Origin of the sequence: Dietzia sp. UCD-THP, from assembly GCF_000349585.1 — a bacterium.
Taxonomy (GTDB): Bacteria; Actinomycetota; Actinomycetes; order Mycobacteriales; family Mycobacteriaceae; genus Dietzia; species Dietzia natronolimnaea_A.
Genome location: NZ_AOSR01000066.1, coordinates 29,420 through 47,013, shown reverse-complemented (window position 1 = coordinate 47,013; position 17,594 = coordinate 29,420). Strand labels below are relative to the sequence as shown.

Annotated in this window: 4 protein-coding genes; all 4 read left to right on the top strand. The window is 67.4% G+C overall.

Going from position 1 to position 17,594, the window contains the following annotated elements; genetic code table 11:
• Positions 1-37 precede the first annotated feature (37 nt).
• Genes H483_RS0119285 through H483_RS26980 form a run of 4 tightly spaced genes read left to right on the top strand, consistent with a single transcriptional unit; the run spans position 38 to position 17,585 of the window.
• Positions 38-6,103, top strand: coding sequence for a DEAD/DEAH box helicase (locus H483_RS0119285; RefSeq protein WP_152427907.1), 6,066 nt, complete (start codon positions 38-40; stop codon positions 6,101-6,103).
• 1 nt (position 6,104) lies between these two features.
• Positions 6,105-8,516 (top strand): 3'-5' exonuclease, encoded by a 2,412-nt coding sequence (locus H483_RS26990; RefSeq protein WP_017836412.1) that lies wholly within the window; start codon positions 6,105-6,107, stop codon positions 8,514-8,516.
• A complete protein-coding gene (locus tag H483_RS26985; RefSeq protein WP_017836411.1) occupies positions 8,513-12,892 on the top strand; it encodes a hypothetical protein in 4,380 nt (1,459 codons plus the stop codon). Before H483_RS26990 ends, H483_RS26985 begins: the two co-directional genes overlap by 4 nt.
• Positions 12,893-12,899: 7 nt before the next feature.
• On the top strand, positions 12,900-17,585 hold the full coding sequence (locus tag H483_RS26980; RefSeq protein ID WP_017836410.1) for a DEAD/DEAH box helicase: 4,686 nt from the start codon (positions 12,900-12,902) through the stop codon (positions 17,583-17,585).
• The last annotated feature ends 9 nt before the right edge of the window (positions 17,586-17,594 follow it).

Genomic DNA, 17,594 nt, shown 5'->3' with positions numbered 1-17,594 from the left:
CGAAGCACGTCCCTAACAGCCGGAGCCGACCCTCGTGGTGACCGGCACCGGCTCCGGCAAGACCGAATCCTTCCTCTACCCCGTGCTCGATCACGCACGCCGTGCCCGCGCCAAAGGCGTCCGAGGGGTGAAGGCGCTTCTGCTCTACCCCATGAACGCGCTCGCCACCGACCAGGCAGAACGCCTCACCCGCCTGCTCACCACCGAGCCATGGCTGGAAGGGATCACCGCAGGTCTGTACACCGGCGAAGCCGCAGGGACAGGTCGCACGACCGTCAGCGAGGCGGGGCTCATCACCGACCGCGCCACCATGCGCGAAGACCCACCCGACCTAATGCTGACCAACTACAAGATGCTCGACCAGCTGCTCCTGCGCGCCGAGGACTCCGACATCTGGCGCCTGTCCGCCGCGGGACTGCAGTACGTGGTGCTGGACGAATTCCACACCTACGACGGCGCGCAGGGCACCGATGTTGCCCTTCTGCTGCGACGGCTCGGCCTCGTCGTCGACGCCCATCTGGACCACATCACCACGTCCCCGGTCGCCCGCACGGACGCTGACCGGGCCCGGCCGCTGGGCCGGATCACCCCAGTGGCCACCTCTGCGACCCTCGGCGACGACGGCGACACCACCGCCGTCCGACAGTTCGCCGCCACCGTGTTCGGGGACGAGTTCCCGCCCGAATCGGTCCTCACCGAATCCCGCCTCACCGTGGATCAGTGGGCTGGCTCCACCGCCGAGCAGCGCATTCCGGTCGAAACCGCGACCTCGCGGGCGTTGATGGCCGAAATCCACGAGGACATCTCCGACCGGATCGACGGCGGTGCTGACCCCGCGGAGGCGACCTACGAGGTCGTCGCGGAACAGCTGTGGGGCCTGCCAACCGGCGCCGGCTTGGACGAGGCGGTGGCCGCGATCCGCCGTCACGAGCTCATCGCCCGGCTCCTCGACCACTCCCACCACGCCATCAGCATCGCGGACCTGGCCGAGCGTGTTCTGCCAGCCGACCACGGTCGTCAGCCGACCGAGACCGAACAGTTCCTCGTCCACGTCCTCGGCGCCCTGAGCCACCTGCGCGCCACCGTCACCGCCGCAGACCCCAACGCCGGCCGCCGTCTGCCCACCATCGAAGCCCACCTGTGGGTCCGCGAACTCTCACGCCTGGACAGGGCGGTCCGCGACACCGTGGACTTCCACTGGCACGACGACGGCCCCGACCCCGACTCCGCCGACGCGGCCTCCACCCACGGGCTCACTGAACACCATCACCTGCCGGCGATCTTCTGCCGCCACTGCGGCCGCGCCGGATGGATGACCTCGTACGAACCCGGCACCGAGCAGCCCACCTTCACCCCCGCCACCATCCGCGGGAACTCCATCTCCGAGCCCACCTCGACCCGGGCGCTCATCTCCGCCGATCAGGAGGTACTGGCAGCCGAAGAGGCTGGCCTGCCGCTTTCCCAGATCCGGTCCTCCCAGGACTCCCCCACCTCCCTGATGTGGCTCGACCCGCGCCAGGCCAAACTGCTCTCCGCCGACGCCCACACCCCGTCGGAGCAGGACTCCCACATCGTTCCCGTCCTCCTGCACACGGGCATCACCGCCAAGGAGAACTCCGAACGCCAGACCTGCCCGGCGTGCGGAACCCGGGACTCCGTGCGCTACATCGGCTCCGCCGTGGCCACCCTGCTCTCGGTGGCCCTGTCCAACCTCTTCGGGCTCCGCGGACTGGACTCCGCCGACAAGCGCACCCTGGTCTTCAGTGACTCGGTGCAGGACGCCTCTCACCGCGCCGGGTTCGTCCAGGCCCGGTCTCATGCGTTCGCTCTCCGCACCGCCATCACCACCGCACTGGACGGGGGCACCGCGTTCCTCGACGACCTGGCCCGGGACGTCATGGCCCGGGCCAGCACCCCGGTGGAGCGCTATCACCTGCTGCACCCGTCGATCGTCGAGCGGAGCAACTTCACCGCCTACTGGGACGCCACAGCCTCTCCCGCGCAGCGGCGCCACGCCGAGAGATCGGTGAGTGAACGCCTGCTGTTCGACCTGTGCCTGGAGTTCGGGTTGCGCTCCACCGTCGGCCGTACCCTGGCGCTGACCGGCACCGCGGTGCCGAGCGTGCACATCTCCCCCGGCGCCCTGCGCGCCACCGCCCGGGGGGTGTGGGAGGCCACCGCCCTGCAGACCACCCTCACCGAGGTCGAGCCGGACGACGCCGCTCTGGAGGCCTGGGCCCGCATCGTGGTGGAACGCATCCGGCAACGCGGAGGCATCCGCCACGACTGGCTGGACACCTACCTCGCCACCGACGGCAACACCTTCCACCTCGCCAAGCGGGATGCTCGATCGCGCGGCGTGCCGGGATTCCCGGTGGGCGGCTGGCCCACCTTCCCCCGCGTGGGAAAGACGCTGCCGCGTGACCGCTACCGGGACGGCACCGACCCGGTCGCCAGCAACCGCTCCTGGTACGCCCGCTGGACCGCCCGCCACCTGGCGGTCACGCCCGACACCGCCCAGAAGCTCGTGGCCGCGCTCATGGAGCAACTCGCCGCCGCGGCCCATCTCAAGGCCATACCCACCGAATCCGGGGCCACCGTCTACGGCATCGCCCCCGGCGAGATCCTGGTGACCACCGAGGACGAACCCGCGGAGTTGCGCTGCACGGTCTGCCACAACGCCACCCCGGCCGCCCCCGAGGTCCGCGCGGTGGTGGCAGGTGCCCCCTGCCTGACGGTGGAATGCTCCGGACACCTGACGGTGGAGCCGATCGACACCGGCAACTACTACCGGCGCCTGTACCACTCACAGGACAGCCGATCGGTGGTCGCGCGCGAACACACCGGCCTGCTGCAGCCGGACGACCGGGCGCAGATCGAGACCCAGTTCAAGTCCAGCTCCGACGCCCCCGGAGCCCCCAACGTCCTGGTGGCCACGCCCACGCTGGAGATGGGCATCGACATCGGCGACCTGTCGTCGGTCATGCTCTCCTCGCTGCCCTCCTCGGTGGCCAGCTACGTCCAGCGCGTCGGTCGCGCGGGACGCCTGACCGGCAACTCCTTGGTCGTGGCGCTGGTCCGCGGGCGCGGCGCCACCCTGCCGGTGGTGCAGGATCCCCTGTCACTGATCAACGGAAGCGTGCAGCCGCCGGCGGCGTTCCTCTCCGCCGCCGAGATCCTGCGGCGCCAGTTCATCGCCCACGCGATCGACACCCTGCTCCTCGAGGGCATCCACCCCACAGGCCATCGAGCCCGCGACGTGCTCTCCTCGCACCCCGACTCGTTCATCCTCCGGCTCCGCGACGAACTACCGTCCCGCGTGCCCGGCATGCTGGACCGGTTCCTGGCCAGCCTGGGCCAGAACGTCGGCGCCGCCGCCGCGCAGGATCTCCGCGCATGGGCCACCGGGGAGACCGCCGACGGAACCCCCGCCCCGCAGACACTCGACTCCACCCTGGCTCTGGCCGTGGACCGGTGGTCGGACGATCTCACCGAACTCCGACGGCGGCTCGACACGCTCGAGAAGGTCCTCAAGGAGCTACGCGAACGCGCCGAACTGCCCAGCGCCCAGGAGCAGGACAAAGAGGACCTGCGCGCGGCCCAGGCCTCCCAGAAGGCCACCGTCGCGCAACGTGCCACGCAGACCCAGGAGTACTGGATCAGCACCCTCGAGCGTTACGGCCTTCTCCCCGGCTACCAGCTGCTCGACGACACGGTGGACCTGCACGCGTCGGTGACCACCTATGACCCGGTCACCCAGGAATGGGACGCCACCTCGGCCACCTTCACCCGGGCGGTGTCCTCCTCCCTGACCGAGCTGGCCCCGGGCAACTCGTTCTACGCCGATCGCATGCGCATCGAGATCTCGGCCGTGGACGTGGGCGCCGGCGGCGACGCCGTGGAGCGCTGGCGGGTCTGCCCGGCCTGCAGCTACGGCCACACCGACATCGCCGGCACCACCCCGGGGGCGTGCCCGTCCTGCGGTACCGCCGGGTTCGCCGACTCTGCCCAGCTCCTGGACGTGGTCCCCTTGAGGAAGGTGTCCGCGCAGGTCACCCGGGACGCCGCCACCGTTGACGAGAGGCACGACGAGCGTCGTCGTCGTCGCTATCACGTGGCCCGCACCCTGGCCTGGGACCCCGTCGACGCCGCCCCCGCCTGGTTCGTCGACAACAACGGTTTCGGCGCCCGCTACCTACGGCGCGCCGACGTGCGCTGGATCAACCTCGGCACCGGCGCCGGCCAGCCCCTCATGATCGGTGGCGCCCAACCGTCCGCACCCCAGTTCCGGGTATGCGAGTACTGCGGCCACCTGGACTCCGAGGCCGGCAGCAACAATCGCCGCGACCACCGCCCGTGGTGCCCGCACACCAAGGCCACCGACGAACCCAGCATCACCGTGGCGCTCGGCCGCAGCCTCGCCACCGAAGGGGTCCTCCTCTACCTGCCGGCCACCGTCTCCACCTACGACACCCTGGTCATGCCCAGCCTCGTGGCGGCGCTACGCCTGGGATTCCGGCGCGTCCTGGGCGGCGACCCCAGCCACCTCGACGTGGCAACGGTGACGGTGCCGCAGGTGGGCAAACCCTCCCCGGCCCTGTTGCTGCACGACACCGTGCCCGGCGGCACCGGATACCTGGCCGACTTCACCACGCCCGAACGCGTGTGGGACCTGCTGCACACCGCCTTCCTGGCCGTGCGGGACTGCCCGTGCGCGTCCGAGAACCGCCTGGCCTGCCCGCAGTGCCTGCTCCCCCACGCCCCCAGCGGAGAGGCCGACCACACCTCCCGCGCCGCCGCGGAATCGGCGCTGCTGTCGCTGCTCCGCGGACCGGAGAGGGACGACGACGAGGAGCCCACCCGCGCCGACTGGACGGTCGTGACCACGCAGAAGGTCGACGTCGAGGGCGACTCTGCCCTGGAGGTGCGCTTCCGGCACGCCTTGCAGGACGCGCTCGCCGGGCAGCGGGCTGCCAACTCGTCCACCAAGGCCACCATCACCACCATTCCCGACGGCAAGTACTCGGCCCTGCGGATCAAGGTGTCCGGCTCGCCGCTCGTGTGGACCCTGCGGGCGCAGGTCTATATCCCCGAGGCCAACACCACACCCGACTACGTGCTGCAGGCCGACGACCCCCACCAGATGAAGTTCGCGATCTACACCGACGGGCTCAAGTACCACGCCAGCGCAGTCCACAACCGGGTCGGCGACGACGCCGAGAAGCGACAAGCGCTGCGAGCGCTCGGCTGGATTCCCTGGGCCGTCACGCACGCCGACCTGGACCGGTACGAGAAGGGCCAGAACCCTGGCTGGTCGAACGACACAATGGTGCTCAACCTCGCCAAACGGCTCGAGGTGGCCAAGGAACGGATCCACCTGGCCGAAGGGGATCCCGTCACCCTGCTGGCCCACGTCATCATCGACCCGAAACCCGACGTGTGGCAGTCCGTCATGGACGCCTGCGCCGTCTACTGGTTTGCCACCGGCAACCGGCACGAGGCGCAGGCCGTTCACGACCGGACGTTCGCGCGTCTGGAACTTCGCGGGCATCCGGGACGGCACGAGACGCTCGGCGTGGAGCTCGAGATCGACGACTCGACCGCGGCCGTGGCCGACCCGAGCTACCGAGTCGACTGGCAGTGGTGGCTCCACACCTCCAACCTGCTCTCGCTGCGCCGGAGGAATGACGTCGTGGGCACACAGCGCACGCTCGACGACGTGGACAGCATCGAGGCCGAGCTCGCCGCCCTGCAGAACGAGCAGCCCACTGCGGCCGGCCTTCCGGCGGCCTGGCAGGAACTGGCCGACGAGATCGACCCGGAGGATCCCGACGCCGACGCCGAGGCCGCGCTCATCCGCGAACTCGCCGGCAGCGGGGTGCCCCTACCGGACTATGGCGAGGAGGTCCACGGCGTGATCGCCAACGTCTCCTGGCCTGAGCAGCGAATCGCGGTGTTCGTGTCGCAGTCGTCCGATAAGGTCCGGCCGATCGCCCAAGAGGGGTGGACGGTCATCGACGCGGACACCGGCGCCGACGATCCGGCGGCCACCGCAGAGCTGGTGAAGACGGCGCTGGGCGCCCACAGCGGGAAGGGATCGTGAGATGGCCACCATCACGCTGATCAACAAGAAGGAGAACCTCGACGGTTCTCTACGCAAGCGCGTGTTCGACATGCTCTCCAAGCTCCAGGACGACGACACCTCCGTCGGGGCGCACGTCGAACCCATCAAGAACGCCGTGGACGAGCGCATCCGGTCGGTGCGGGTCAACGACGGCTTCCGCGCCCTGGTGTTCCGGATCGACGGCGGGGCCGAGACCCACTACGTCTACGTGGGCACCTACCAGCACGACGAGGCTTACGACGTAGCGGCCACCATGCAGCTGCGGGTCAACCCCGTCAACGGCGTGCTGACCCTGGTCCGTGAGCAGGCAGCCGAGCTGGACGCCAAGATCGCCGCCGAGCGCAGGAAGCAGGAACAAGCCGAGGCCGCGCAGCACAAGGCTGCCCAGGCCACCGCCGGTGGGCTCGACCACGGGCCCACGCCAGGCGACGACGCCGCCCCGGGTGCCACGCCGGTTGCCGCTCCGGACGAGGATCCCGCCTCCGACGCCACACCCACCGTCGCCGTGGCCGAGGACTCCGCTCCCGCATTCGCGGACAACGGCATCACCGTGGAAGTTCTCGAGCGGGAACTGGGTATCGACCCCGCCGTCTCGACCCCGGCCCTGGCAGCGCCCACCCTGTCCGCGCTGGAGGAGCTGCTCGAGCATGCCGCCCCCTGGGAGCGGGACGCCTTGCTGGGGCTGGCGGTCGACTTCACCATCGACGACGTGCGCCGCGAGCTCGGGCTCGACGGGACCGGGGCAGGTGACGGACAGGACGAGGCCGACGAGTTCATCCGTGCGGTGACCACTCCGGCCGCCCGCATGCAGTTCACCTATCTGGGCAGCGGCGACGACTCCACCGATGTGATGCGCGAGATCATCGAGAGCGGCGACTTCCAGGCCTGGACCACTTTCCTGCACCCCACCCAGCAGGTGCTGGCCAACCGCTACCGCAACGGGTCGTGGCGCGTCTCCGGAGGCGCCGGGACCGGCAAGACCGTGGTGGCGCTTCACCGCACGCGAGCCCTGGTCAGGCGCTCCCTCGAGGGCGCACCGCCGGAGGCCACCCAGGGCGATCAGCCGCCCCGCGTGCTGCTCACCACGTTCACCCGGGTGCTCGCCTCCTCCTTGTCGCGCCAGCTGAAGATCCTGGACGCCGATCTGCCCCGGGCGTCCACCCCCGGCCAGCCGGGAGTCTGCGTGGCCGGCATCGACCAGACCACGATGGCGGTGCTCAACCGGGCGACGGACTCCCAGTTGGCCAGCGCGTCCCACACGATCCTGGGCGAATCACTCAGCTCGGTCCCCGGCGCCGCCGGCGATCACGACGACAGGGAGATGTGGTTCGAGGCCATCGAGCGCGCCCCCTTACGTCCCGAAGGAGGGGCGGCCACCCCTGAGTTCCTCACCGGGGAATTCCAGACGGTGGTGCTGGCCAGGAAGATCACCACTAAAGCCGACTACCTCAAAGCCGACCGGGCAGGACGTGGCACGGCCCTCAACCGCAAGGCGCGCACGGCCGTGTGGTCGGTCATCGAGCTGTACCTGGCGATCGCCCGGCGCGAGAACAAGTACACGTGGCCCGTCCTCGGGTCCCTCGCCGCCGCCGTGCTCGACAGTGTGGCCGACGCCGGCGGCGGTCGCCTCCTCGATCATGTCGTGGTGGATGAGGCGCAGGACTTCCACGTGGGGCACTGGAAGCTTCTCCGTGCTCTGGTGCACGACGGGCCGAACGACCTGTTCATCGCCGAGGACGGCCACCAGCGGATCTACGGCCGACCGATCGTGCTGTCCCGTTTCGGGATCAACATCCGTGGCCGCGCCACCAAGCTCACCCTCAACTACCGCACCACCGCGGAGAATCTGGGATTCGCGATGGGAATCCTCGAGGGCGAAACGTTCGTGGACGTGGAAGGTGAAGCCGACAGCGTGGGCGGCTACCGGTCCGCCCGCAGCGGGCCCGCCCCCCGGGTCGGGAAGGCCCCCACGCTGGGAGGCGAACTCGACATCGCCGAGGAGCACATCCGGGCCTGGCTGACAGACGACGAGAAGGCTTCGATCGGCGTCCTCACCCACAACCGGCGCGACGTGGACCGCATCATCGACGGTCTCGAATCCCGGGGCATCGACATCAGCTCCGGCGAGGGACCCGGTGTCCACGTCACCACCATGCACTCGTCCAAGGGGATGGAGTTCACCCACGTAGTGCTCGCCCGCATCACCGAGGGGACCGTCCCGGCCCAGGCCCGCCACGGCCTGACCGCGGAGGACCTGGAACACCTCCGTCGCCGGGAGCGCTCGCTGCTGTATGTGGCGGCATCGCGCGCCCGTGACCAACTGGTCGTGACCACCGGGGAGACCCCCTCGACGCTACTGCCGTCGATCGCCGAGGAGGAGATCGCTTCGTGACAGGCGCGCAGCCCGCTCCCTCCACCACGTGGAGGAGTGCCTTCCCCCAGTGGGATCTGGTCGCCGACCAGGTGCCCGTCTCCGGCGACACTCCCGTCGCCGAGACCTCACCGGAGGATCGAGTCGAGACGATTCTCGAAATCGCCTCGGCCTTTCGGGGCGCGAGCGATGCCGCACTGGGCGAGCTCTACCCGCTGATCCCCGCGCAGTTCGGTCTCGTCCTCGGCGCCGGACAACAACCGGTCACATTCGCGACGCTGGCCATCCGGCCTTCCGCAGACGTGACCACGCCCCTGTCGCGGGCAGATGGACGCCGACTACACCGGACCCTCGCACAGGTCAATGCTGCTGCGGGCGCAGTCTCGGACCCCTCGTGGCCCCGGGACCCGGTCCTGCGCGCGGTGAGCAGCGCGGTGTTCGCACTCGCGCCCGAGCGGTTCTACGCCCTCATCGACATCCGCTTGAAAGGCGGCGACGTCGAGGCGGCGAACGACTATGTCAGCCGCGAGTTCCAGGACGATCTGAGCACCATTCTCGACGCCGCGATCACCGAAGCGCGACAGGCCGCCGCCTCCCCGGAGATGCAGCACTGGCTCGACACACTGGTCTCGCCGGACGGCGGAGACGCGCTGTCCACACATCCGCAGCTACGCAGGCCGCTGGGGCTGCTCGACGTGACTCTGGCCCAGGCCGCCGCGCTGCTCGTGCCCGAGGTCGGCGACCTCACAGGGGATGACGCGCCCAGTGATGACAAGCCCGGCCACACGGCGGACGTCACGCCCGCCACGCGAGACGCCGCAGTCCCGGAAACCCCGCTCGCCGGCGAGCATTCAGACGCGTCTCCCCCGCCCCACACCGCGCCGGTGGAGTCCGAGCCGGGCGCCGACGAGTCAGGCACGCGCGATCAGGATGAAGTTGACGGAACCGGAGCGGTCGAGGGCCGTCCAGGAATCGGGCTGACCTCAGACGATGGTCTCGATGCGTGGGAGAACGCTCTTCGCCGGCGGCTAACCAACGCCACCCTCGCCATCGATTCCGACCTGTCGGCACTGGAGCTCGACGTGCTCCTGGACGTGTACGGAGACCGGTTCCGTCTGTCCCGTGGACGGGGCACGACGGTCGCCCAAATCGCCCACCACTTCCCCGCCGCCACGCTCATGTCGATGGTGGGTATGGCTTCGGTGGGTCTGGAGGACAACGCCTACTGGGACCGGTTCTGGGAGCGTCTATGCACCGAGCGGAATCACACCGACGAGAACGCGCTCAGACAGCTCATCATCCCGCTCCTACAGCGATTCGACCTGGACCCGATCAAGGGCTTGTCCAAGTCCAGACATGTCCAGCGGCTTGCGGTACACGCCGGTATCCCCGCATCCAGCGCCAGCCGCGTCGTCGAAGTACTCACCACCTACATCGGATCCGTCTCCTCCCGCGACACCCAACCCTTCAGTGATTGGGTTCGGCAACCGGGTCAAGAGCACGTCTTTGAGCAACTGGACTACCCCACTCGTGATTTCGTCCGATACAGCGGGGAGCGCGGATCCGAACTCCTGGACGAGATGACCCGCATCGTGGCCGAGATCGCGGAGAACCCAGCCGTCGATGCCGCCACACTCACCACCACGCAGACATTCCTTCCGGAGTTGCTCATCGAGCCTCTCCGGGAGGCGCTTCACCACGCGGACGTCTCCGACTCGGTTCGCTCGCAACGCCGGCGCACACGCCTGTCTCCGACCCTCCACCTGGAGGCCGACGACTCCATGGTGGTGCGAATCCCGGCCCCCTCGAGCCACACCTCGGCGCCGTGGACCATCACCCTGGACACGCATGTCGTGCGTGTGGCCGCCGAGAAGTTCAGCAGCGACCGATCAGTGGAGGTGCCCGTCGAGCACCCCACCAGAAGAATCGTCGTCACCCACCCGTCCCTGGCGCATCCGATCGAGCTGCGTCTCTACGACGCCGCCAAACCACTCATCCTGTTCACCACCCAGGGCGAACACATCCCGGACACCGCGCGGCTGCCCAGGTCAGAGGTGCTCGCGGTGATGCCCGGGGATCTCACAGTCGTTGGCGAACATCCTCACGCCCCACGGGTCATCGCAGACTTCGGCACCCCACTGGGCTGGGACGGCTGGACGATCAACCAGTGGGATCTCACCGAGACCACCTCCCTGCGAACCCGGACCGCCCAGGATGAGGTGCGTGACCATCGGGTGGGAAGCCAGGCTCTTCCCAGCTTGTTCGACGAGCCCGACGATCCGCTGCCGGTCCTCCCCGGCGTGTTCAGCGAAAAGCTTCCCGTCCTCCACTCCCGTCCGTGGCTCAGCTTGCCCGCCCTGGGAGCCGACTCCGCGGCCACGTGGTCAGTCCAATACCGGCGGGCAGGCGCGCGGGAATGGGTGGTTCAGGGCGATTACGCAGCACCGGACGCCGGAGAGGTTCCACTGTTCGACGAGGAGCCCGAACAACTCGGACGCTTCGACGTGCGGGTCACGGGGCCCTTCGGGGCGAGGTTCGAGACCAGCATCTTTGTAGCTGAGGGCCTGAAGGTCGAGTACGACGACCCGTTGCGGATCCCCGAGGACGACGGCCTCACCGGAGTCACCGCTGAGGCCTGGTCCGACGACCCGGCACTCGTGATCCTGGACCCTCAACTGCACTTCGGCCCCCAGATATCCAAACGATCGCTCCGACTCCGCCGTGGCGCCGCCTCGGAGATGCTCACCGTCCGACCTCCTCGAATGGAATTTCGGATGACACCGGTCGGTGGCGTTCCCTCGTGGAGCGACCGCCAAATCGGTCGACGCCCCGACGACTTCACCGGAGCCGTCCTCGCCGTCCGCGGGGTGCCCGAGGACGTCCCCGTCGTCGCTGAGGTCCGTGACCACACCGGCTCGGCCCGAGCAGAGGAACAGCTCGTCTCGCGATCCCGGGCCGGCGTGCTCACACTGACCGCCGACCGCCTGGCTGGCGCCGCACGCGAGGCACAGTCCGGACTGGTGATCCTTCGTCTCTCCTACGCCGACGGCACCTATACGGCTCCCATCATCCGGTTCAATACCGTCGGCGCCGACGTCAGGATCGCAGTCGAAGGGGACGAGATTCGCGTCCGCGGCCGTCACCTCCACTCGGACACGACCGTCCACATCTGGAAGATCGCCCGCCCCTGGAGCCCGGCCCTCACCGTTCCGCTCGTCCGCGGCCGGGCCGCCCTGCCCGCTTCTGCACTAGAGGCCGGGGACCTACGAATAGCACCCGTTGTGCAAGACGACTGGGATCCGGTCCCTCCATCTCCTTTCCCGACCCGGGATAGTGTCCGCATCGGCCGTCCGGGCACCTTCACCGACCCCAACACCGCCGCCCTGTCCCAGTTCCTCCTCGGAGAAGTCGGCCCGGACGGGATCGACCCCACACGCCCCGAAGTGTGGTCCGCGCTCGCCCTCCTCTCCCGAGGTCTTGAGGGCAGGGACGACGAGCGGTTCGATCAGCTGTCCCGCCTGATCGGTAACACGCCCCGACGCGCAGCGCTCTCCCTAGCTGCCGCACCGCTGGACACCTCCGACAAGCTGGCGCTTTTCATTCGCTCCGGCTTGGTCTTCCACTCGTTCCGGCCCTACGGCCGAGAAGATCTCGTTGCCCGCGCGAAGAGCAGCGCGCTCTCCTCTGAGCCCTGGCTGGATGTGCTCATCAGCATCGCTGACATTCCCGCAGCCAGCGTGGAAGACCGAATCGCCCTGCGGGATCGACTTCGTGGTGTTGGCGGTCATGCGTTGGTCGACATACTCAAGACCGGAAGCGACCCGTTGGCGATCTCGGCGTCCCTTGACGCCGAGCTGGTTCTTCGAAGCGATCATCCTGACGCGGTCTCTGCCTTCCTGGACGCCAAGCGGCTCGTCCCCGGTGGTCTCACCGATGCCGCCGCCCGGTACGAGGCTTACCGGAACCTCTTCGTAAACAAGGACTCCGAGACCGGCAAGCTGCGTGAGTTCTACGGGGTCCTACTCGAAGGACGTTTTCAGCCCCTCAGCGAAGTCCGGCGCTTCGGGGTGCTGTGGCGCGCGGTAAAGGCACGAACCTTGAAACTGGGGAACGTCACGAACCAACACCCGTGGGCCAACGCCCCCTTCGCCAGCCTGACCTTCTGTCTCTACGCCCGACTAGCAGCGATGGATGAGATCCGGTTGGATCCGCCCCCTGGACTCGATACGGCTTGGGCATGGTTTGCCGCCCGCGAGCCCGAGCAGACGATGATTGATCTCCTCGTGGCCGAGGCACTGGTCACCCGCATGACTCTGCCCGACCGTAAGCGCAACCCGTACGCCGCATTCGACTCGATGACCGACGAGGACATCGTGGACCTGATTGTCACCACCTAGGAGCACCGTGACTGACATCCTCGATCCGCTGATCACCGCCCGAAACATCGAGACGACGTACAAGCGGTACCTCACCACAATCCTTAACCCCAAGGACGCGAGCCTTCACGAGGAGTTCGTGGGCCAGGTGAGTAGATCTCGCGACCTCACCAAGGGGCCTTTGCTTGAGACGACCCCGCCCTACGCCCCGGGCCGGTCGCTGAACGATCTCATCAATGAGGGCGTGCTGGAACCCTCCTTCGCGCGACTCTCCAGCCCCGCGCTGCCCCTGGAGAGGCCGCTATACGCGCACCAGGAAAGCGCGATCCGCAAGGTGGTGGCCGGACGCAACATCGTGGTGACGACCGGCACCGGATCCGGGAAGACGGAGAGCTTTCTGCTGCCGATCTTCAACCACCTCATGGCTGAGAAAGAGGCGGGCACCCTGGGGCCCGGTGTCCGAGCCTTGCTGCTGTATCCGATGAACGCCCTCGCCAACGATCAACTCAAGCGGCTCCGGACCCTTCTCGCCGACATTCCAGAGATCACATTCGGCCGCTACACCGGAGAGACCAAGCACACGACCAAGGATGCCCAGCGACACTTCCAATCGCTTCATCCCGGTGAGCCGCTGCTACCCAACGAGAAACTCAGCCGCGAGGAGATGCAGGCTGACCCGCCACATATCCTTCTCACCAACTACGCCATGCTCGAGTACCTGCTCCTGCGGCCCCGAGACATCGAGCTATTCGCCTCGCACGGTTCCCAGACATGGCGATTCGTCGCACTCGACGAGGCCCACGTGTATGACGGGGCCCAGGCCGCCGAGGTGGGGATGCTGCTGCGCCGTCTCAAGGATCGGGTAGCCCCTTATGAACGTCTCCAGTACATCGCCACTTCTGCGTCCCTGGACGGCGAACCCTCCGAGGTGACCGCCTTCGCCTCAGAACTGTTCAATGCCGCCTTCGAATACTCTTCGGACCCCGCCCGGCAGGACGTGGTCCACGCGGTGAAGATCACCTCCCCGGACGCAGCCACCTGGAAGCTCACCCCGGAGCAGCTCCTCGAGGTGGTCGCTGGCCCCACCGACGACTGGGGCATGCAAGAGGAGGATGAAGGTCCTGATCTAGCCCGCCTGGTGGACCTATCCGGCATGGCGTCAGCTGGCCAGGCGCTGGACCACGAACACCACATCGTCGAACTCCGTACCGCGTTGGCCGAAGGCCCCGTGGACATCCGTGTCCTGGCCGAGCAGATCTGGCCGGGCCGTGATGATTCCGAACGACTGCTCGAAACTCTCGTCCGGCTAGGCGGCCGCGTGCTCGCGGACAACGGGCACGCGGTGCTGTCCGCGCGCTACCACTTCTTCGTCCGCGCCACCGAGGGCGCCTTCGCCTGCCTTTCCGAGACCGGACCGCACGTGGCCCTGGCACGTCACGAAGAATGTCCCACCTGCGACGCGGCAATGTTCGAGTTCGCCACCTGCACCTCGTGCGGAACCGTGCACCTCGCTGGCCAGATCGAGGATGAGCGCTTAATCCCCGTCACCGGACGTTCGGACTCGGCGAGGTGGTTTGCCCTGCTGGATTCCGCTGATGTCGTAGTGGACGAGGATGACACAGTCCTGGCCGCCGACGACGACGTCCCCGTCACCACACCCACCTGGCTGTGCACCGGCTGCGGCGATCTCTCGGAGAGCCCCGTCACCACATGTCACTCCGGATGCGGCAAGGGCACCATCCGGCCGATCTTCGCGCTCCACACCAGTAAGGCCGGCCTGTCCACCTGCATTCACTGCGGTGCGAGGAAGAACCATCTCATCCGGCGGCTCGATCTCGGTAGCGATGCTCCCGCAGCAGTCGTCACCACGTCCCTGTACCAGCAACTTCCCATTGCCAGGGACGAATCGCGTGATCTGGTCGGACAGGGGCGCAAGCTCCTTATGTTCAGCGACTCACGGCAGGCCGCCGCGTATGCCGCTCCCTATCTCAACGGCACCTACTCCCGTCTGGTCCAGCGTCGCCTGCTCACTCAGACCATCGACTCCCCGTACTACCGAAACGAGCCCGCTACCATCGACGACCTAGTGGCCGATGCCGTGCCCGTGGGTCGCAATGCCCACCTGTTCGAGGCCACAGACTCCAAGCGCCACACCGACCGAGCCGTGGGTACGTGGCTCATGTCTGATCTCATCGGCACGGACACCCGCCAATCGCTCGAAGGCCTGGGATTGCTCCACGTGAGTATGCGGCTCCCAGAAGACACCCCTCTGCCGCCGCCCCTCGTCAAGGCACTTGACACAGATGGCGCGCGCGCTGTCTTGCAGCAGTTGGCGGCGATGGTCCGACGCCAGGGCGCGGTCACCATGCCCGATGGCGTTGACGCCACCGACGAGCTCTTCGCCCCGCGCAACGTGGTGATCTCCATGCGATCCGATGGCTCTGACCGCCGGCGTAAGCAATTGGCCTGGGCTCCAACCCGTGGCACAAACAAGCGGCTCAACTACCTCGAACGGGTCCTGGCCAAGGTCGACAAACGCGACCAGGCCCGTACGTTCTTGGACAGGCTGTGGACAGTCCTGGGTCCGGCCGGCAGCCGCGGGAATGGCCTAGGTTGGCTCAAGGACAACACTCCAACAGTGGGAACAAGCCAGCTCGACCACCGGATGATCGAACTCCGGCCCGGGCACTCGGCGCCGTGGTGGCGTTGCTCGGTCTGCCGTTCCCTCACTGCCCACAACGCCCTCGACGTGTGCCCGACTCTCAATTGCGACGGGGTGCTCGAACCAAGCCCGGTCCCGTCCCTCGACCAAGAAGACAACCACTACCGGCATCTCTACCGGTCCATGGCACTCGCGCCCATGACCGCCAGCGAACACACAGCGCAATGGACCGCCGCAGAGGCCTTGGAAATCCAGAACCGGTTCATCCGCGGCGACATCAACGTGCTGTCCTGCTCGACCACCTTCGAGCTCGGCGTAGACGTGGGCGACCTTCAAGCGGTGGTCATGCGAAATATGCCCCCGCGAACAGCGAACTACGTTCAGCGTGCCGGGCGGGCGGGCCGGCGTTCGGACTCGGCAGCGTTCGTCACCACGTACGCCCAGCGCCGCCCACGCGACCTCGCGCGCTTCCAGGACCCGACGGACATGATTAGCGGCGTCATGCGCGTTCCGTGGGTACCGATAGATAACGAGCGGATCGCCAGGCGGCACATCCACTCGATCGTGCTGGCTGAGTTCCTCCGGAGCCAGTTTGAAGAATTCGGACGGGAGTTCCCGCGGGTTGTTGACCTCCTCTCGGCGGAAGATCCGTCGGACGAAGCATGGCGGAAGATTGAACCATTCCTCACACCGGTCCCCTCCCGGATTGCGGATGCAGTAGCGCGGGTCGTGCCCGAGGAGCTCCACGAAGAGCTCGGTGTAGCCGCGCACGGCTGGGTGCACCACCTAATCGATCGGTTCGGATCCGTGGCCGAAGAGCTCCGCCTGGAGAGGAAACAACTCACAGAGCTCCAAGACAAGGCCGCGGCGGAAAGGAACTACAACTTCGCCGGACTTCTGGAGCGGACCCTTCGCACAGTGGAAGGCCGCCAGACGCTCGCAGTGCTGGCCCAGAAGAACATCCTGCCCAAGTACGGATTCCCGGTCGACACAGTTGGACTCCGCACCAATCATTCACCCGACCCCGCTGGTCAAAAGCTCGAACTTGACCGCGATCTGGCGCTGGCAATTCTCGACTATGCACCCGGGAACCAGGTAGTGGCGGCTGGAAAACTGTGGACGTCCCGAGCAGTGGCCAAGAAGCCCGGCAAGGCGTTCGTTCGACACGAGTACCGCGTATGTCACAACTGTGGGGCGTTCCAGACAGCGATCTCGCTCGAAAATGCTGAGACGAACTGTCCCGTCTGTGAAACCCAGTTCACCAGCAGGGCCACCAGGCGTTTCATCATCCCTGAGTGGGGTTTTGTAGCCGAGCCGCAACCAGAAGCTGTCGGGTCGGCTCCGCCTTCCCGGCGGACTATCGGGTCATCGTACGTGGAGTACCCAGGCGATTCGATCTCCCAGGTCGAGCTCATCGGGGGCACCACTTCCACCACTGCGACCTCGGGTGTCCGAGCACAAATGGTGGTCCTCTCCGAAGGTATGGGGGCTGGCTTCCGCATCTGCAGCAACTGCGGGTGGGGCAAACCGCACTCGGGAGACCGCTCCACCGCCCACACGAATCCGCTCACCGGGGCGGACTGCAAAGGCAGCTTCGATCTGGTCGCGCTGGGCCACCGTTATCAGACGGACACTGCGGAGATCGTCCCCAGGGGGCTCGTCGACGCGGGGCCGGACGCCATGCTCTCTCTGATGTACTCCCTGCTGGAAGGTGCATCGGAGGGCCTGGAGATCTCTAGAGACGACATAGACGCGACGCTCTCCTGGTCCAAACGGACACGGTCGATTGTCCTCTACGACACCGTCCCAGCCGGCGCAGGCGCAGCTCGGAAGATCACCGAGAACATCACAGCAGTGCTGGATGAAGCACACCGTAGGGTGGATAACTGCGACTGCGGCCTAGAGACAAGCTGTTTCGGGTGCCTGCGCAGTGCGTTCAACGATCGGCATCACGAGGTGCTCAAGCGCGAAGACGCATTGCGACTTTTGGATCAGATGAGGTCATATACAACCGAAGCTCACGCTGACATGGTTCTAGAAAGCACAAGCTGAACCTGTGAC